The sequence below is a fragment of the Enterobacter sp. R-1.6.2 genome, assembly GCF_035064085.1.
Lineage (GTDB): Bacteria > Pseudomonadota > Gammaproteobacteria > Enterobacterales > Enterobacteriaceae > Enterobacter > Enterobacter asburiae_B.
Map to the genome: position 1 here is coordinate 1 of NZ_JASEYI010000003.1, position 17,056 is coordinate 17,056.

The 17,056-nt window shown below is 54.6% G+C and carries 17 protein-coding genes; 9 read left to right on the forward strand and 8 right to left on the reverse strand.

Features of this window, described 5'->3' with window-relative positions:
- Positions 1-278: 278 nt before the first annotated feature.
- Positions 279-1,574, forward strand: a complete 1,296-nt coding sequence (locus QMN93_RS03755) for an MFS transporter (RefSeq protein WP_029741120.1) — start codon at positions 279-281, stop codon at positions 1,572-1,574.
- On the opposite strand, the gene QMN93_RS03760 is transcribed toward QMN93_RS03755, so the two are convergent.
- The 5 genes from QMN93_RS03760 to trxC all read right to left on the reverse strand — a co-directional run bounded on the left by QMN93_RS03760 (position 1,571) and on the right by trxC (position 7,291).
- Positions 1,571-1,894 carry a YfiM family lipoprotein gene (locus QMN93_RS03760; protein ID WP_033146245.1) on the reverse strand — a complete coding sequence of 108 codons (324 nt, stop codon included), beginning with the start codon at positions 1,892-1,894 and terminating at the stop codon, positions 1,571-1,573. The genes QMN93_RS03755 and QMN93_RS03760 overlap by 4 nt on opposite strands.
- A 44-nt stretch (positions 1,895-1,938) precedes the next feature.
- Positions 1,939-3,294: a CDP-diacylglycerol--serine O-phosphatidyltransferase gene (gene pssA, locus QMN93_RS03765; RefSeq protein WP_023333068.1), complete on the reverse strand. Its 1,356-nt coding sequence runs from the start codon at positions 3,292-3,294 to the stop codon at positions 1,939-1,941.
- 110 nt (positions 3,295-3,404) lie between these two features.
- Positions 3,405-6,068: a protein lysine acetyltransferase gene (gene pat / locus QMN93_RS03775; RefSeq protein ID WP_047060789.1), complete on the reverse strand. Its 2,664-nt coding sequence runs from the start codon at positions 6,066-6,068 to the stop codon at positions 3,405-3,407.
- Positions 6,069-6,103: 35 nt separating this feature from the next.
- The gene (locus QMN93_RS03780) at positions 6,104-6,802 is read right to left on the reverse strand and encodes a tRNA-uridine aminocarboxypropyltransferase (RefSeq protein ID WP_182383892.1); all 699 of its coding nucleotides are present in this window, start codon (positions 6,800-6,802) and stop codon (positions 6,104-6,106) included.
- Between the two features lie 69 nt (positions 6,803-6,871).
- Entirely contained in the window at positions 6,872-7,291 is a 420-nt protein-coding gene (gene trxC / locus QMN93_RS03785) for a thioredoxin TrxC (RefSeq protein WP_023308858.1), read from the reverse strand.
- Positions 7,292-7,495: 204 nt separating this feature from the next.
- Here trxC and QMN93_RS03790 point away from each other — a divergent pair, with 204 nt between their 5' ends.
- Positions 7,496-8,626, forward strand: a complete 1,131-nt coding sequence (locus QMN93_RS03790; RefSeq protein WP_029741125.1) for a tRNA/rRNA methyltransferase — start codon at positions 7,496-7,498, stop codon at positions 8,624-8,626.
- Positions 8,627-8,674: 48 nt separating this feature from the next.
- Here the strand turns inward: QMN93_RS03790 and ung are convergent, their stop codons facing one another.
- Positions 8,675-9,364, reverse strand: a complete 690-nt coding sequence (gene ung / locus QMN93_RS03795; protein WP_193139817.1) for a uracil-DNA glycosylase — start codon at positions 9,362-9,364, stop codon at positions 8,675-8,677.
- 314 nt (positions 9,365-9,678) lie between these two features.
- Between ung and grcA the strand changes: the two genes are divergently transcribed.
- Positions 9,679-10,062 carry an autonomous glycyl radical cofactor GrcA gene (grcA, locus tag QMN93_RS03800; protein ID WP_029741127.1) on the forward strand — a complete coding sequence of 128 codons (384 nt, stop codon included), beginning with the start codon at positions 9,679-9,681 and terminating at the stop codon, positions 10,060-10,062.
- A gap of 49 nt (positions 10,063-10,111) precedes the next feature.
- Here the strand turns inward: grcA and srmB are convergent, their stop codons facing one another.
- Positions 10,112-11,440, reverse strand: coding sequence for an ATP-dependent RNA helicase SrmB (gene srmB / locus QMN93_RS03805; RefSeq protein WP_023308854.1), 1,329 nt, complete (start codon positions 11,438-11,440; stop codon positions 10,112-10,114).
- A gap of 132 nt (positions 11,441-11,572) precedes the next feature.
- Between srmB and QMN93_RS03810 the strand changes: the two genes are divergently transcribed.
- On the forward strand, positions 11,573-12,310 hold the full coding sequence (locus tag QMN93_RS03810) for a tRNA1(Val) (adenine(37)-N6)-methyltransferase (protein WP_033146241.1): 738 nt from the start codon (positions 11,573-11,575) through the stop codon (positions 12,308-12,310).
- On the opposite strand, the gene nadB is transcribed toward QMN93_RS03810, so the two are convergent.
- A complete protein-coding gene (nadB, locus tag QMN93_RS03815; protein WP_048976589.1) occupies positions 12,295-13,914 on the reverse strand; it encodes an L-aspartate oxidase in 1,620 nt (539 codons plus the stop codon). The genes QMN93_RS03810 and nadB overlap by 16 nt on opposite strands.
- 340 nt (positions 13,915-14,254) lie before the next feature.
- Between nadB and rseD the strand changes: the two genes are divergently transcribed.
- Genes rseD through rseC form a run of 5 tightly spaced genes read left to right on the forward strand, consistent with a single transcriptional unit; the run spans position 14,255 to position 17,021 of the window.
- A complete protein-coding gene (gene rseD / locus QMN93_RS03820; RefSeq protein WP_223862639.1) occupies positions 14,255-14,341 on the forward strand; it encodes a rpoE leader peptide RseD in 87 nt (28 codons plus the stop codon).
- Positions 14,338-14,913 carry an RNA polymerase sigma factor RpoE gene (rpoE, locus tag QMN93_RS03825; RefSeq protein ID WP_006176728.1) on the forward strand — a complete coding sequence of 192 codons (576 nt, stop codon included), beginning with the start codon at positions 14,338-14,340 and terminating at the stop codon, positions 14,911-14,913. Before rseD ends, rpoE begins: the two co-directional genes overlap by 4 nt.
- Before the next feature lie 31 nt (positions 14,914-14,944).
- Entirely contained in the window at positions 14,945-15,595 is a 651-nt protein-coding gene (rseA, locus tag QMN93_RS03830) for an anti-sigma-E factor RseA (RefSeq protein ID WP_008502186.1), read from the forward strand.
- The gene (gene rseB, locus QMN93_RS03835) at positions 15,595-16,548 is read left to right on the forward strand and encodes a sigma-E factor regulatory protein RseB (RefSeq protein ID WP_033146239.1); all 954 of its coding nucleotides are present in this window, start codon (positions 15,595-15,597) and stop codon (positions 16,546-16,548) included. The genes rseA and rseB overlap by 1 nt, the downstream gene beginning before the upstream one ends.
- A complete protein-coding gene (rseC, locus tag QMN93_RS03840; protein WP_023308850.1) occupies positions 16,545-17,021 on the forward strand; it encodes a SoxR-reducing system protein RseC in 477 nt (158 codons plus the stop codon). Before rseB ends, rseC begins: the two co-directional genes overlap by 4 nt.
- Positions 17,022-17,056 lie beyond the last annotated feature (35 nt).

The window sequence follows — 17,056 nt, forward strand, 5'->3', positions numbered from 1 at the left end:
AGAAGTGAAACGCCGTAGCGCCGATGGTAGTGTGGGGTCTCCCCATGTGAGAGTAGGGAACTGCCAGGCATCAATTAGAAGAACCCCGTACCGCAAGGTGCGGGGTTTTTTGCTTTGTGGTTACCCTTTCTGGCCTTTCTCTTAATCCCTTATCCTGCTAATGGAATGTGTGATCCTTGTCGCAATGTTATTTATAACAAAATTATAACATTTCATTTACGAGGTAATTGAGTCTCCTGGCTCAATACGCCGCTGTTTATGGCAGGAGCATAATCACAATGACAGAAAGCATTACATCAAACGGGACGCTGGCTAACAGTGATACCCGAAGAAGGGTATGGGCAATCGTCAGCGCCTCTTCAGGGAATCTGGTTGAATGGTTCGACTTTTACGTCTACTCATTCTGTTCACTCTACTTCGCACATATTTTCTTCCCATCCGGCAACACCACAACGCAGCTGCTACAAACGGCGGGGGTATTTGCCGCAGGGTTTTTAATGCGGCCCATCGGGGGCTGGCTGTTTGGCCGCATTGCGGATCGTCGCGGCCGTAAGGCTTCTATGCTGATCTCGGTGTGCATGATGTGCTTTGGTTCTCTGGTGATCGCCTGCTTACCGGGATATGAATCGATTGGCACCTGGGCACCGGCGCTACTATTACTGGCCCGCTTATTCCAGGGATTATCGGTAGGGGGTGAATACGGTACCAGTGCGACCTACATGAGTGAGATTGCCCTGGAAGGCCGTAAAGGTTTTTACGCCTCATTCCAGTACGTCACGCTGATTGGTGGTCAACTGCTAGCCATTCTTGTGGTTGTGATCCTGCAGCAAATTCTGACGGATGAACAACTTCACGCCTGGGGATGGCGAATTCCTTTCGCGATGGGCGCAGTACTGGCGGTGGTCGCACTTTGGCTACGCCGTCAGTTAGATGAAACCTCTCAGAAGGAAGTCAGAACGCTGAAGGAGGCGGGAACATTCAAAGGGTTATGGCGTAACCGCAAAGCTTTCCTCATGGTGCTGGGCTTTACTGCGGGCGGCTCTCTCAGTTTTTACACGTTCACCACCTACATGCAGAAGTACCTGGTGAACACCACCGGCATGCACGCAAACGTCGCCAGCGTAGTCATGACCGTGGCGCTGTTTGTCTTTATGCTCATACAACCCATTATCGGTGCGCTCTCGGATAAAATCGGTCGACGTACGTCGATGCTGATTTTCGGCGGCCTGTCGGCATTATGTACCGTACCTATTCTGTCGGCCCTTCAGCATGTGACTTCGCCGTATGCGGCGTTTGCGCTGGTGATGCTGGCGATGGTGATTGTCAGTTTCTATACCTCTATCAGCGGAATACTGAAAGCTGAAATGTTCCCGGCGCAGGTACGTGCTTTAGGGGTAGGGCTCTCTTATGCGGTAGCTAATGCGTTGTTTGGCGGATCGGCGGAGTACGTTGCGTTGTCGCTTAAATCATGGGGAAGTGAAACGACATTCTTCTGGTACGTAACGATAATGGGCGCACTGGCCTTTATTGTTTCCCTGATGTTGCATCGCAAAGGGAAAGGCATTCGACTTTAATAGCGCGCCATCTGCCACACGGCATAGCCGGTCGTTGCGCCGGCGACATCCCAGGCGAAATCTTTCCAGCTCCAGCCGCTCCCAGCGGGGCGGCTATCCCACAGTTCTTTTGATGCTCCAAGACTGACTGAGAACATCAACCCTATCGCCGCGCTACGATCCCGGCTGTATCCCTGATGCTGCGCATATTCATTGCCGGCTGCGGACAACATCGCGGAAGCGAGGAAATGCTGGGCTTTATCCTGTCCGGACCAGTTATCGTTGGCCATATGGCTACAGCCAGTCAGAAAGAGGACGCTAAGTAACAGAGGAATACGCATCAACGGCTCCATAAAAAAGCCCTGCGGGTGGCAGGGCCTGGACATTACAGAATACGGCTGATAAGTCGGTCGATACGGATACGACGTAAGCGGCGGATAAGCTTGCGGACTTTTACCGGATAATCGGCAATGCTCTGCAGTTCGCGGTAATGATTAACCACAGTGGTATGCGTGCGAATCAGCTCCAGCTCACGTTCACGTTTTGCGGCTAACTCGTGCTGCGGGTCATGGATTAGGATAGCGTTTTCCAGATCCAGTCGCCACGCGCGTGGGTTCAGGTTATTACCGGTCAGCAGCATCCACTCATCGTCGACCCACATTCCTTTCAGATGGTAAGTGTTGTCCTCATCTTTCCAGAGACGCACAACCAGCTGGTCAGTGTTTACGTAATACTGTAAACGGCTCAGGAAACGGCGCAGGTTGATCTCATAGAGATAAGGCAGCGCACCGATGATTTTGAACGGCTGATCTTCAGGAATGAAGAAGTCGTTTGCGGTTTTATCACCAACGATGATTTCCACTTTTTTACCGTCGCGCAGCAGCTGAATGATATTACGCACCAGCACGGCAGGAAGGTTGAAGTACGGCGTACAGATGGTGAGTTTCTGCTCCGCGCACGGCATCAGATGGAATATCGTTTTGTTCAGCAGGCTTGATTTACCAAGCCCTACCAGCGGGGTAACGGATAACTCTTCGTTGTTCGCATCGCCCTGGAAATGATAGACCGCATCACGCAGCTCCTGGCGGAAGGCGCGAACATCGTTTTTGATTTCCGGGCTTTTAGGACGTTCGGGATCGTCAAGGCGATTAACACCGCGGCCATGGACCAGATTTTTATCAACCCAGTTAAACATGATATCGGCCATCTGCGGATTACGGATCAGATGGTAGCGGTCGTAGCGATATTTATCGAGCTGATGAAGGTAAACATCATTCAGACTTGCGCCGCTGTAAAGCACGCTGTCATCAATGATGAAGCCCTTGAAATGAAGTACGCCGAGCGCTTCACGGGTATTAACCGGGACGCCATAAACAGGCACATCAACGCCAGGATTTTCCTGCGCAGTGCGGCAATACCAGTCGGCATTGGTGTTTGACGCGGCAGCGCCAATACGGCCACGCTGAGCGCGATGCCAGTCGACCAGCACGCGAACATCGAGTTCCGGGCGCTGACGTTTGGCTTCATAGAGCGCGTTCAGGATCGCGCGCCCGCCTTCATCCTGTTCAAGATAGAGCGCTACAATGCAAATGCGTCGCGTGGCGCTGGCAATCTTTTCCAGAAGCGTCTCCCGAAAATGAGCGGGAGCGTAAAAGAACTCTACATCATCAACTGACTGAGAAATCTTCGGTAGTTGAGCAAGGTGTTGTTGATGTTTATTACGCTTAAATTTTGACAACATCACAGTGCGTTTCTTCTCTGTTCATTGAAGGGTTGTCTGTACCATGCAAACAACATAAGCGGACAATGATACCACCAGTCCCGTCCAAAGTGGGTAACATTTCCAGTAGCTTACTCGCGTTTGTCTGTTGATGTCAGACTGAGGGACAAGGCCACAATACCTTCGTCCAGTTGAATATCAACGTCAAACCCAAGTTTTCGCGCCAGGGTCACCATACCGCGATTGTTAGGCATAGTAATGCCATTGAGGCGTAACAATCCGTGATCTCGCGTATAACTGATGAGTTTTTCCAGCAGCCGTCTCCCCAGACCCAGGCCTTTAAGATCGGAGCGCACCAGCACCGCAAACTCCGCATCGACGTTATCCGGGTCAGAAATCGCACGCGTGACGCCGAGGATCTCATCCCCCTTATCGGAGCGACGAACGGCAACAAACGCCATTTCTCGATCGTAGTCGATCTGGGTCATATTGGCTAAATCATCGTGGGTAAATTCGTTGATTTCGCTAAAATAGCGATAATAAAGATCCTCTTTCGTGACCTGAGAGATAAAGGCCCGCAGCTGGGGCTCATCTTCCGGCAGAATAGGGCGGAACAAGGCGCGTTCTCCATTCTTCATCTCAACCCACTCCTCCAGCTGCAGGGGATACGGGCGGATCGCCAGACGGCTCTCTCTGTCTCCTTCGAATGGCGCGATATCCAGGGTCACGTCCAGGGCCGTAAACTCATTGCCCGAGGCGAGTAGCGGATGAATGTCCAGCCGCTGGATTTCGGCACAATCCACAATCAGGTTAGACACCTGCACCAGGAACTGACTTAACCCGGCTATATCAAGCGGGCGCAGCGCACTCCGGCCACGGATCTTTTTACTTTTAATCGCCTGGATGATCAGATAACGCGCCAGGTTCATGTTCAGCGGCGGTAACGCCACCACGGCCTGCTCCTCCGGACGCCACTCAACGCCACCCTCTCCCAGCATGATGAGCGGGCCGAAGACGGGATCGTGTTCAACAACTACCCGTAATTCCTGAGCACCTGCGCGGTTGGCCATGCTTTGCACCAGCAATCCGTGGATCCTTGCCTGCGGCCAGGCCATTTTGACCCGATCAAAAATGGCATCAGCTGCCTGCTGCACCTCAGTCGCCGTACGCAGGTATAACATAACCCCCTGAACATCAGACTTATGCGGAATATCCGGGGAGCGGAGCTTCAGGGCCACCGGATAGCCAATCTGTTCGGCTATATGCACGGCCTCTGCGCTGTCGCTGGCGATCCAGGTCGGCAGGGTTTGCATCCCGTAGCTGCCCAGAATGGGCTGGACCTCATGCGTATCAAGCGAGGTCGCGCCTTCTTCAATGGCCTGCTGCAACAGCCGGTGAACGTCGACGGTGTTCGCCGTCAGATTACCCGGCAAAGCCGGCGTCTCACGCAGCTGTTTCTGGTTGCGGCGATATTCCACCATATGCATAAACGCGGTGATGGTGCCTTCCGGCGTGCGGTAGGTTGGCAGCCCGGCCTCGCTGAACAAGCGCCGCGCCTCCTGAGAGGAAAACTCACCGCACCAGTTGGTGAGCAGGGTAACGTATTTACCTCGCGGATGGTTGCGCACGGCATCAATGAGCGCGCGCGCGCTTTCACTGCCCGGCGCGACCGCGCTGGGGGAATGGATAATCATCAGCGCATCGAAATCCTGGCTATCCAGCAAAATGGAGATCGCCCTGATGTAGCGGTCGCTGCTGGCGTCATCGCGCAAATCAAGCGGATTGCCGGGCGTCACGCTGGTCGGAAGCGCTTCTTTCAGGCGCTGCAGCGTCTCTTCACTCAGCGTTGCCAGCTTGCCGAAGCGCCGCCACAGCTCGTCCAGCGCGAGCGCGGCAGGGGCCGCACCGTTACTGACAATCATTAGCTTCTCACCGCGCAACGGGCGCATATGGCTTAACGTCTCAACGGCGGAAAAAAGCTCGTGCGTATCCTGTACCCGCAGCAACCCCGCGCGCTGAATGGCGGCGTCCCAGGCGGGATCCATGCCGGAATGAGAATGCAGCAGACGCTGTGCCGCAGGGCTGCGTCCGCTTTTGATCACCAGGATCGGCTTATTGCGCGAAGCGCTTCGCGCAGCCGAGACAAAACGACGCGCGTCGCTGAGGTGCTCAAGATAAAGCAGGATCGCGCTGGTTTTGCCGTCACGCGCCAGAAAATCCAGCAGCTCATCGACGTCGATATCCAGGCTGTCTCCCAGGGCAATGAAGTAGGAGAATCCCATTTCACGCTGCTGCGCCCAGTCGAGGATGGTGTTCGATACCGCAGCCGACTGCGAGATAAACGCCAGTTTGCCTTTGCGGATCGGAACCGGGGAGAAACTGGCATTCAGCCCCTGCCAGGGGGCAAGCAGGCCCAGACTGTTTGGCCCAAGAATGCGCATTTGATAGCGGCTGGCGCAGGCCAGAAGCTCGGCTTTCTGTTCAGGCGGAGACGAAAGAATAATGCAGGTTTTACACCCTTTCTTGCCGAGTGATTCCAGCAGTTCCGGGTTGCGCTTCGCGTTTGTACAAAGTACGGCAAGATCCGGCACGAAAGGCAGGCTTTGTACATCAGGCCATGCAAGTACCCCCTGAACGGCCTTATAAGACGGCGTGACGGGCATGACGGGGCCATTAAATCCCCCGGCCAGCAGATTGCGCATCATCAGATAGCCAGCACGATCCGGCTTCATTGATGCGCCGATAACGGCAATGGATTTAGGACGAAGTAGCGCTTCTAACCCTCGCTGGCTCATGCAGGCCTCCTGTGAATGCAAGCGACCTGATGATTTTAAACGCTTTCTGGCTCGGGCGCTGTGACGCTGCCCTTATGAACGGTTTTTCCCGCCAGATAGCGCTCCCGGAAGCATGAGAAATGGTTGCCCAGGGCACCAGCCGCAGCGGTATCTCCCGCTAAATCCAGAAGCGCAATCGCCACTTCGGCGGTGCAGTATTGCCCGTCAGCATGCGCTTCACGCAGGCGGTAGGCGGAGACGCGGGAAAGATCGACAGAAATCACCGGCATCGCGTCGAGATACGGGCTTTTGCGAAACATTTTTCGCGCTTCGGTCCATGTACCGTCCAGCATGATAAACAGCGGTGGTTTACCGGATGGCGGCGCTGAAAGCACCTGGCGATCCACACCTGCATATGACGCGGGGAAGACGACCATCGGCTGGTAGTCGGGGCTGGCTACTAAATCGAGCAGGGCCTGAGGCGGCTCTGTACGGGACCACTGAAACGCGGCGGTATCCGGCAGAATATCGGCGATAAGACGCCCCGTATTGCTGGGTTTCATCGGCTCGGTATCGAACATGACCAGACAAAAACGGCTCTGTGCCGTACTCGGTGCCAGCGTCTCGCACAGACAAACCTTCAGCGGCAGCAGGCAGCGCTGACAGCGGCGAATACGGTTGCCTCGTGCGAGGAACGGTCGGGTGGCGCGCGCAAGGCGTTCGGCGCGTAATTTAAGAACGGCGTTATCAGTCATGGGCGAAATGCAGGAAAAACGCTATTTTCGCAGAGGCGGGAGCGGGGCACAAGACGTGCCCCGTGAATGTTACAGCGACTCGTTTAACCAGCTTTCAAAAGGTGCTTTTGGAACCGCACCGTTGAGCATATCGATCACTTCGCCATTTTTGAAAATCATAATGGTCGGGATGCTGCGAATACGAAAACGTGCGCTCAGTTCGGGTTCGGCTTCGGTATTGACCTTAACGAACCGCATTTTTCCGCTGCGCTCTTCGGCCACATCTTCGAAAATCGGCGCGAAGCTACGGCAAGGGCCGCACCATGGCGCCCAGAAATCGATCACGACAGGAAGATCGTCCTTGAGGAGTTTGTCCAGCGTAGCACCCGTCGCGTTAATGACATCGCCATCAAATAATTCATGGCCACAACGTCCGCATTTCGCACCATCTTCCATCCGATCGTCCGGAATGCGATTAAGAGCCTGACAGTTGGCACATACGGTATTCATAACTAACCTCTGATAGAGCCGTGGGACAGCGGCACAACGCCGATAATGTTTCTAATATGTTACATATTATCAATGAGCCTGTTTGAAACAACAATGCGTTTTATTCAATGAGAACAATAGTCACAGGCTTTTGTACGAAATTATGGCTATGCGCTGGCACATCGGGTAATCTGCGCGCTTCGCGCAGCGCTGGTGGAGAAAAGCATGAACGACGAAATGAAAAACAAAAGCGGCAAGGTCAAAGTGATGTATGTCCGCAGTGATGATGACTCTGATAAACGCACCCAAAATCCGCGTACCGGAAAAGGTGGCGGGCGTCCGGCGTCTTCTCGTGCAGACGGTGGCCGTCGCCCCGCCCGCGATGACAGAAATAACCGCGGTGATGACCGCAAACGTGACGATCGCAAACGCGATGACCGTCCGCGCTCCGACCGCCCACGCAGTGACCGTCCACGCGACGATCGTCCGCGTGATGACTTCTCACGTGATAACGCCTCACCGTGGCGCACCGTTTCTCGCGCCCCTGGCGATGAGACGCCGGAAAAAGCCGATCACGGCGGTATCAGCGGTAAAAGCTTTATCGACCCGGAAGTGCTGCGCCGTCAGCGTGCGGAAGAGACCCGCGTGTATGGCGAGAACGCCTGCCAGGCGCTGTTCCTGAGCCGTCCTGAGTGTATCGTCCGCGCCTGGTTTATCCAGAGCGTGACCCCGCGCTTCAAAGAAGCGCTGCGCTGGATGGCCGCGAACCGTAAAGCCTACCACGTGGTTGATGATGCCGAGCTGACCAAAGCGTCCGGCACTGAACACCACGGCGGCGTCTGCTTCCTGATCAAAAAGCGTAACGGCACGACCGTGCAGCAGTGGGTCAGCCAGGCGGATGCCGATGACTGCGTGCTGGCCCTGGAAGATGTGGGCAACCCGCACAACCTGGGCGCAATGATGCGTAGCTGCGCGCACTTTGGCGTGAAAGGCGTGCTGTTGCAGGATGCCGCGCTGCTGGAATCCGGTGCCGCGATCCGTACTGCGGAAGGCGGAGCCGAGCACGTACAGCCGATCACCGGCGACAGCGTTCTGGACGCACTCGAGCAGTTCCGTAAAGCGGGTTATTCCATCGTGACCACCTCAAGCCATGCCGGTACGCCGCTGTTTAAAGCGACGCTGCCGCGCAAAATGGTGCTGGTATTAGGTCAGGAACGTGATGGTCTGTCTGACGCGGCGCTCTCCAGTGCGGATCTGAGCGTCTCTATCGACGGAACAGGCAATGTGGAAAGTCTGAACGTATCCGTTGCGACCGGCGTACTGCTGGCCGAATGGTGGCGTCAGAACAAGGCATAAGCCATTATGCTTTTTGTATGCCCGGTGAGCCGGGCATACAAACTCAAACTACTCGCTCTCTGCCGGTAATACAGGCATCCAGTCAATCGGCTTTTTGCCACGTTTTTCCAGCCATTCATTCGCCAGAACAAAATGATTACTGCCAAAGAAACCGCGATGCGCAGACAGCGGTGACGGGTGCGGTGCTTTCAGCACGTGATGACGCTGACGGTCAATAATCGCCCCTTTCTTCTGCGCGTGAGAACCCCAGAGTAAAAACACCACCCCTTCACGATGCTCGTTGATAAGGCTGATGACTTTATCGGTAAACGTCTCCCAGCCCAGACTGGCGTGCGAGTGCGCCTGACCCGCCCGTACGGTAAGCACCGTATTCAGCAACAGCACGCCCTGGCGCGCCCAGCTTTCCAGGTAACCGTGGTTTGGCCGGGTAAAACCGGGCACGGTTGCTTCAAGCTCTTTATACATGTTGAGCAGAGAAGGGGGGGTAGCCACGCCCGGACGAACGGAAAACGCCAGCCCATGCGCCTGCCCGGGGCCGTGATAGGGATCCTGGCCCAGAATGACCACTTTCACATCGCTCAGTTCGGTGTAGCGAAAGGCGTTAAACACGTCTTTCTGCGGCGGGTAAATCGTCTGTCCGGACTGACGCTCAGCGGCAACGGTGCTGAGCGTATTGATAAAATAAGGCTGCTGCTTTTCTTCTGCCAGCACGTCATGCCAGGTTAAAGGTGTCGTCATCTCGCTCTCCTGCGAATCTCAATCTCTGACTAGCTTACCTGTTTCACCCCGGTGAGCAAAATTACGCGCTGAAATACGTGCTAAGTGGCTAAATTTATTTTGAAAACATATAGGGTAAGTTGAATTGGTAAGGTTGTGAAATTGATCTAAAACAATAAATTCAAACCACACTCTTTATGTGGTTGGTGTTTTTGTTGATTTAAATCAATAAATCACCGAGGTGTGAATGTTATATATACACACAAGAAACAATGGTTTTACCAATTGGCCGCGAGAGGCCGACACGAGTTAATGTAGCCTAAGGGAGGCAACACATGATTACAGGTATCCAGATTACTAAAGCTGCAAATGACGATCTGCTCAATTCTTTCTGGCTGCTGGACAGCGAGAAGAACGAAGCGCGCTGCGTCGTTGCGAAAGCGGGTTTTGCTGAAGATGAAATCGTACCGGTAAACAAACTGGGCGAAATCGAATACCGTGAAGTTCCTATGGAAGTGCAGCCGGAAGTGCGCGTGGAAGGTGGTCAGCACCTGAACGTAAACGTGCTGCGCCGCGAAACGCTGATGGATGCCGTTGAGCATCCAGAAAAATACCCACAGCTGACCATCCGCGTGTCTGGCTATGCGGTTCGCTTTAACTCACTGACTCCAGAACAGCAGCGCGACGTTATCGCACGTACCTTTACTGAAAGCCTGTAACGGCTTCAGCAGGGGGGAATAAAAAAGCCGGGGATTTCCCCGGCTTTTTTTACTCTTCAGTTTTCGTCTCTGGTGCGGCAGAGCTTGGCTTACGGCGCTTACCAATGTTTTTGGTATCGCGGTGGCGCTGCTTCACGCGCGGTTTCTCTTTTTCTTTCTCTTTTCTCTCAGCACGTTTTGCGAGCGCTTTCTTGGACGGTTTACCCGTCATCTTTTCACTCGGCGCACGCGTGGTCGGGCGGAGTTCGTCAATAACGCGCGCTTTCAGCGGCTCATCAACATAGCGGCCAATTTTCTGCAGCAGCAGGTAGTCATGCGCTTCGACCAGTGAAATCGCAATCCCTTTGCGGCCCGCGCGGCCGGTACGACCAATACGGTGCAGGTAGGTATCTCCGCTGCGCGGCATATCGAAGTTAATGACGTGGCTGACGTCCGGGATGTCGATCCCGCGTGCGGCAACGTCAGTCGCAACCAGCACGTTAACGCGGCCATCGGTCAGGCGCTTAATGCCTTCGGTACGCTTGATCTGCGCCATCTCGCCTTCAAGATAGCAGTTGTTGATCCCGGCGTTACGCAGCATCTCAGCCAGCTCGTGCACGCGCTCGCGCTTACGCACAAACACGATTGTGCGCAGAGCATCTTCCTGCTTCAGCAGGTGTTTCAGCAATTCGACCTTGTGCTCAAGGTTATCCGCGCGGTAGTACCACTGGTGGATCTTCTTACGCTCACGGGTGGACGGCGTCGCCGAGACTTCCACCGGATCTTCCAGCAGACGCTCTGCGAAGTCTTTGATCGCTTCCCCTTCGAGGGTGGCAGAGAACAGCATCGTCTGGTTACGCCAGCGCGTTTCCCCTGCAATGTGCTCGATATCCTGTGCGAAGCCCATGTCCAGCATGCGGTCGGCTTCGTCGAGGATCAGCGTTTCAACCGCACGGCAGTCGAAATTCTCTTCTTTAATGTACTGCAGCAGGCGGCCCGTCGTCGCAACGACGATGTCCTGGTTTTCGCTGAACACTTCGGCGTGGTTCATGTACGCAACGCCGCCGGTGATGGTGGCGATATCCAGATGAGTATTTGCCGCGAGTTCACGCGCGTGATCGGCAACCTGCATTGCCAGTTCGCGCGTAGGCGTCAGGATCAAAATACGCGGCGGGCCAGATTTTTTACGCGGAAAGTCGAGCAGATGCTGCAACACAGGCAGCAAATAGGCTGCTGTCTTCCCCGTGCCGGTTGGCGCAGAACCGAGCACATCGCGGCCCTCAAGCGCAGGCGGAATGGCCGCTGCCTGAATGGCGGTCGGGCGTGTAAAGCCTTTGCTCTCAAGTGCATTGAGCAGGCTTTCATCGAGTTCAAGTTCGGAAAAAGTCGTTACAGTCATGTTCTACCTCTGTGTGGGGCGCTGATTATAGACGTTACGGCTGTAATCTTCATCTGTTTGTATGGATATCGCTTTTCGGCCACTTCGCTTTCCCCTATGCTACTCCAGTTTCACTTAGAAGGTTGCCCTGACATGTCTCAACTCAAAGCGCAGCTGCGCCGCGATGGTTTTACGTTTAAACAATTTTTTGTCGCTCACGATCGCTGTGCCATGAAGGTTGGTACAGACGGTATTTTACTGGGAGCGTGGGCGCCTGTCGCAGGTGTTAAGCGTATTCTTGATATCGGTACCGGCAGCGGGCTGGTGGCGCTGATGCTGGCGCAGCGTACGGAAGAACATGTCATCATTGATGCCGTCGAACTGGACGCGCAGGCCGCAGAGCAGGCGAGTGACAATATGGCCGAATCCCCCTGGGCAGTCCGAATGAAAGTGGAATGCGCAGATGTGCTCGCCTGGGCGCCTGAACAAACCGCGCGTTACGATCTGATCGTCAGCAACCCTCCCTACTACGAGCCCGGCGTTGAGTGCGGGACACCCGAGCGTGAACAGGCGCGTTATACCGGCTCCCTCGATCATAAAGCGCTGCTCACCAGCGCGGCAGAACTCATCTCCGAAGAGGGTTTTTTCTGTGTGGTCCTGCCAGAGAGTACCGGCAACACGTTCATCGGTATCGCGCAGGAGATCGGCTGGACGTTACGTCTGCGTACCGATATTTCGGATACGGAAGGTCGACTGCCGCACCGCGTACTGCTGGCGCTCTCGCCAAAAGAGGGGGAATGCTTTAATGACCGAATGGTGATCCGTGGGCCAGACCAGCGTTATTCCGAAGATTACACTGCCCTGACCCAGGCGTTTTATCTGTTTATGTAAACCTGCGGGGCGAGTATCGACGGGCCGGACTCAGCAAGCTGATCCGGGTAGTCCAGGGTATAGTGTAGCCCGCGGCTCTCTTTACGCATCATCGCGCAGCGAACAATCAGCTCGGCAACCTGCACCAGATTGCGCAGCTCCAGCAGATTATTGGATACGCGGAAATTAGCATAATACTCATCAATTTCCTGCTGCAGCATGGTGATGCGGCGCAAGGCGCGTTCCAGGCGTTTCGTGGTGCGCACAATCCCCACGTAGTCCCACATAAACAGCCGTAGCTCATGCCAGTTGTGCTGGATCACGACCAGCTCGTCCGGATTATCCACGCGGCTTTCATCCCAGGCTGGCAGGTGCTCTGTCTCGCGGGCGTAAGGCATGCGCTTCGTGATATCTTCCGCCGCCGACCAGCCGTACACCAGACACTCAAGCAGCGAGTTAGAGGCCATACGGTTCGCGCCGTGAAGTCCGGTATAGCTGACCTCACCGATAGCATACAGACCGTCTACGTCAGTACGTCCATGATCGTCAACCATTACGCCACCGCAGGTATAGTGGGCCGCTGGCACGATGGGCACCGGGTCGCGCGTTAAATCAATGCCAAGATTGAGCAGCTTTTCATAAATCATCGGGAAATGCTGGCGAATGAACTCTGCTGGCTTATGGCTGATATCGAGATACATGCAGTCTACGCCAAGGCGCTTCATTTCATGATCGATGGCGCGAGCAACGATGTCACGCGGGGCCAGTTCACCCCGGGCGTCAAAGTCGGGCATAAAGCGGGAGCCATCAGGGCGTTTCAGATAAGCGCCTTCACCGCGCAGGGCTTCCGTCAGCAGAAAGTTGCGTGCCTGAGGGTGGAACAGGGCGGTGGGGTGAAACTGATTAAACTCGAGGTTCGCCACCCGGCAGCCAGCGCGCCAGGCCATAGCGATACCGTCTCCGGAGGCTATGTCCGGGTTCGTGGTGTATTGATACACCTTGGAGGCACCGCCCGTCGCCAGTACCACAGCCTTCGCCCGGCAGGTTTCCACCTTCTCTTTATTACGATTCCAGACCCAGGCGCCCACCACGCGACGCGTGCCGGGCAGGCCAATCTTGTCAGAGATAATCAGGTCAACGGCATTGCTTCGCTCGAGAACCCGAATATTAGGATGGTTCAGCGCTTTACTGACCAGCGTGGTTTCCACTTCTTTTCCGGTGGCATCCGCTGCGTGCAGGATGCGCCGGTGACTATGGCCGCCTTCGCGAGTCAGGTGGTAGCTCTCTTCACCGTTGGGTTGAACCTGAGTATCGAATAAGACGCCCTGGTCGATGAGCCACTGAACGCAGTGACGGGCATTGCTGGCGACAAACTCTGCGGCGTGTGCATCCACGATCCCTGCTCCGGCAATGAGCGTATCCTCGACGTGGGATGCAATGCTGTCTGTCTCATCAAACACGGCGGCAATGCCGCCCTGGGCATAAAACGTGGAACCTTCACTTATCGGTCCTTTACTCAAAACGATAACGTTTTGATGCTCGGCCAGGCGCAGCGCCAGAGAGAGACCGGCAGCGCCGCTGCCGATGATCAGTACATCACAATGGAGTTCAGGTGTTGTGTTCATGATTATTGTTTAATTTACTAAACAGTGTTGGGTCAGAATAGCACCTGAATGCGATATATCGCACGTATTTTTTTAGGAGCTGTCGCAATGGCTAAACGCGTAAGCGGAGGTAAACGGAGGGTAAATGAGTGAAATTATTTTGCGAAGCAGATCGTTAGCGTCAGATTTTGTGGTGAAATAAAGCCTGTGTTGCGTTACTCTTCTGGCGGGAAAAAGATGTTTCTTGTCATAAAGTGGTGCGTATCGTGAACAGACTTATAATGAGAGAAAATAAACGGTCTGCGGCGCGATGAACAAAAACAAAGGCGTTACGGAACTTATTGAAGATCAGACACTCTAAATGGTGCTTGCTCAAAGTGCGGTATTTTTAGAGTGGCGTTTCGATAACGCGTGGAATTTAGGTTTGGGGAGACATTACCTCGGATGAGCGAGCAGTTAACGGACCAGGTCCTGGTTGAACGGGTCCAGAAGGGAGATCAGAAAGCCTTTAACCTACTGGTGGTCCGCTACCAGCATAAGGTGGCGAGCCTGGTTTCCCGCTATGTACCGTCAGGCGATGTGCCTGATGTGGTGCAAGAGTCTTTTATTAAGGCCTATCGCGCGCTGGATTCTTTCCGGGGAGATAGTGCTTTTTATACCTGGCTGTACCGTATTGCGGTCAATACGGCAAAGAATTATCTGGTCGCTCAGGGCCGTCGTCCGCCTTCAAGTGATGTGGACGCAATCGACGCCGAAAACTTCGAAAGCGGCGGCGCATTGAAAGAAATTTCGAACCCTGAGAACTTAATGTTGTCAGAAGAACTGAGACAAATCGTTTTTCGCACGATCGAGTCGCTCCCGGAAGATTTACGTATGGCAATTACGTTACGGGAGCTGGATGGTCTGAGCTATGAAGAGATAGCCGCTATCATGGATTGTCCGGTCGGCACGGTACGTTCACGAATTTTCCGTGCGCGAGAAGCTATTGATAATAAAGTTCAACCGCTTATCAGGCGTTGACGATAGCGGGATACTGGAAAAGGTATTAGGCATGCAGAAAGAAAAACTTTCCGCTTTAATGGATGGTGAAACGGTGGATAGTGAGCTGCTCAACGAGTTGTCTCATTCACCCGAAATGCAAGAGACCTGGGAGAGTTACCATCTCATCCGTGACACCCTTCGCGGTGACACCGGCGAGGTTCTCCATTTCGATATCTCAGCCCGCGTCATGGCGGCGATTGAGAATGAGCCTGTTCATCAGACCACTCCGCTGATTCCTGAAGCTCAACCCGCGCCTCACCAGTGGCAGAAAATGCCGTTCTGGCAAAAGGTGCGTCCGTGGGCCAGCCAGCTTACCCAAATGGGTGTGGCTGCATGCGTATCGCTTGCAGTTATTGTTGGCGTCCAGCACTATAATACTCAGTCTGAAACTAATCAGCAGCCAGAAGCGCCAGTGTTTAACACACTGCCGATGATGGGCAAAGCCAGCCCGGTAAGCCTGGGCGTACCGGCTGATGCATCCGCCAGCGGCGGTCAGCAACAGCAGGTTCAGGAGCAGCGCCGTCGCATTAATGCGATGTTGCAGGATTACGAGTTGCAGCGTCGTCTGCACTCTGAACAGCTTCAGTTTGAGCAGGCGCAGACACAGCAAGCTGCTGTGCAGGTGCCCGGAAACCAAACTTTAGGAACGCAATCGCAGTAATGAAGCAACTTTGGTTCGCCATGTCTCTGATGGCGGGTAGCCTGTTCTTCTCTGCCAACGCCTCGGCTGATGTTTCATCCGGGGCGTTGTTGCAGCAAATGAATCTGGCCAGCCAGTCACTCAATTATGAGTTGGCATTTATCAGCATCAATAAGCAGGGCGTCGAGTCGTTACGCTATCGTCATGCCCGTCTTGATAAGCAGCCGCTCGCCCAGCTTTTACAGATGGATGGCCCGCGTCGGGAAGTGGTCCAACGTGGTAATGAAATCAGCTATTTCGAGCCAGGCCTGGAGCCTTTCACGCTGAATGGCGACTATATCGTTGATTCCCTGCCGTCACTCATTTACACCGACTTCAAACGGCTTGCCCCTTACTACGATTTTATTTCAGTAGGGCGTACCCGCATCGCGGACAGACTGTGCGAGGTAATTCGCGTTGTTGCCCGGGACGGAACGCGCTACAGCTATATCGTCTGGATTGATGCCGAAACCAAACTCCCCATGCGTGTTGACCTGCTCGACCGTGACGGTGAAACGCTGGAACAGTTCCGGGTTATCTCCTTCAGCGTGAACAATCAGGTTGGCAACAGCATGCAGAATCTGGCTAAGGCCAGCCTGCCGCCGCTGCTTTCTGTTCCTGCCGGGGATTCCGTTAATTTCAACTGGGTACCTGCCTGGATCCCGCAAGGGTTTAGCGAAGTGTCCAGCAGCCGTCGTCAGCTGCCAACGATTGAAACGCCGGTAGAATCGCGCCTCTATTCGGATGGTTTGTTCAGCTTCTCGGTGAATATTAATCGCGCAACGGCAAACAGCGCTGAACAAATGCTGCGTACCGGGCGCCGTACGGTGAGTACAACGGTACGCGATAACGCAGAGATCACCATTGTGGGAGAACTCCCTCCGCAGACGGCGAAGCGCATCTCCGACAGCATTAAATTCAGGGCTGCACAATGATCAAAGAGTGGGCGACGGTTGTCTCCTGGCAAAACGGCATTGCGCTGGTGAGCTGCGATGTTAAAGCCTCATGTAATAGCTGCGCATCCCGCGCCGGCTGCGGCAGCCGCGTGTTGAATAAGCTTGGGCCACAAACATCGCACACGATTTCTGTGCCAAGCGAACAGCCGCTGATGGCGGGACAGAAGGTGGAACTGGGCATCGCGGAAGGCAGCCTGCTCAGCTCCGCTATGCTGGTGTATCTCTCTCCGCTGGTCGGCCTGTTTATCATGGGCGGCCTGTTTCAGATGCTGTTTGGTACCGATGTGGCCGCTATGTGCGGTGCCGCATTGGGTGGCGTGGGGGGATTCTGGCTTGCCAAAGGCCTCTCTCCGACGCTCGCCGCACGCGAGGAGTGGCAGCCTGTCATTCTCAGTGTTGGGCTGGCGCCAGACCAGCTTCGTGTTGAAACGCTCTCTTCTGAGGCCCGGTGATCCATCGGGCTTTATCATTTTTTACACCCTAAAAC

What these genes read in the sequence shown, in the direction of transcription:
- QMN93_RS03755 (WP_029741120.1), top strand. Translation starts at nt 279, where the DNA reads ATGACAGAAAGCATTACATCAAACGGGACGCTGGCTAACAGTGATACC.
- QMN93_RS03760 (WP_033146245.1), bottom strand. Translation starts at nt 1,894, where the DNA reads ATGCGTATTCCTCTGTTACTTAGCGTCCTCTTTCTGACTGGCTGTAGC.
- pssA (WP_023333068.1), bottom strand. Translation starts at nt 3,294, where the DNA reads ATGTTGTCAAAATTTAAGCGTAATAAACATCAACAACACCTTGCTCAA.
- pat (WP_047060789.1), bottom strand. Translation starts at nt 6,068, where the DNA reads ATGAGCCAGCGAGGGTTAGAAGCGCTACTTCGTCCTAAATCCATTGCC.
- QMN93_RS03780 (WP_182383892.1), bottom strand. Translation starts at nt 6,802, where the DNA reads ATGACTGATAACGCCGTTCTTAAATTACGCGCCGAACGCCTTGCGCGC.
- trxC (WP_023308858.1), bottom strand. Translation starts at nt 7,291, where the DNA reads ATGAATACCGTATGTGCCAACTGTCAGGCTCTTAATCGCATTCCGGAC.
- QMN93_RS03790 (WP_029741125.1), top strand. Translation starts at nt 7,496, where the DNA reads ATGAACGACGAAATGAAAAACAAAAGCGGCAAGGTCAAAGTGATGTAT.
- ung (WP_193139817.1), bottom strand. Translation starts at nt 9,364, where the DNA reads ATGACGACACCTTTAACCTGGCATGACGTGCTGGCAGAAGAAAAGCAG.
- grcA (WP_029741127.1), top strand. Translation starts at nt 9,679, where the DNA reads ATGATTACAGGTATCCAGATTACTAAAGCTGCAAATGACGATCTGCTC.
- srmB (WP_023308854.1), bottom strand. Translation starts at nt 11,440, where the DNA reads ATGACTGTAACGACTTTTTCCGAACTTGAACTCGATGAAAGCCTGCTC.
- QMN93_RS03810 (WP_033146241.1), top strand. Translation starts at nt 11,573, where the DNA reads ATGTCTCAACTCAAAGCGCAGCTGCGCCGCGATGGTTTTACGTTTAAA.
- nadB (WP_048976589.1), bottom strand. Translation starts at nt 13,914, where the DNA reads ATGAACACAACACCTGAACTCCATTGTGATGTACTGATCATCGGCAGC.
- rseD (WP_223862639.1), top strand. Translation starts at nt 14,255, where the DNA reads ATGGTGCTTGCTCAAAGTGCGGTATTTTTAGAGTGGCGTTTCGATAAC.
- rpoE (WP_006176728.1), top strand. Translation starts at nt 14,338, where the DNA reads ATGAGCGAGCAGTTAACGGACCAGGTCCTGGTTGAACGGGTCCAGAAG.
- rseA (WP_008502186.1), top strand. Translation starts at nt 14,945, where the DNA reads ATGCAGAAAGAAAAACTTTCCGCTTTAATGGATGGTGAAACGGTGGAT.
- rseB (WP_033146239.1), top strand. Translation starts at nt 15,595, where the DNA reads ATGAAGCAACTTTGGTTCGCCATGTCTCTGATGGCGGGTAGCCTGTTC.
- rseC (WP_023308850.1), top strand. Translation starts at nt 16,545, where the DNA reads ATGATCAAAGAGTGGGCGACGGTTGTCTCCTGGCAAAACGGCATTGCG.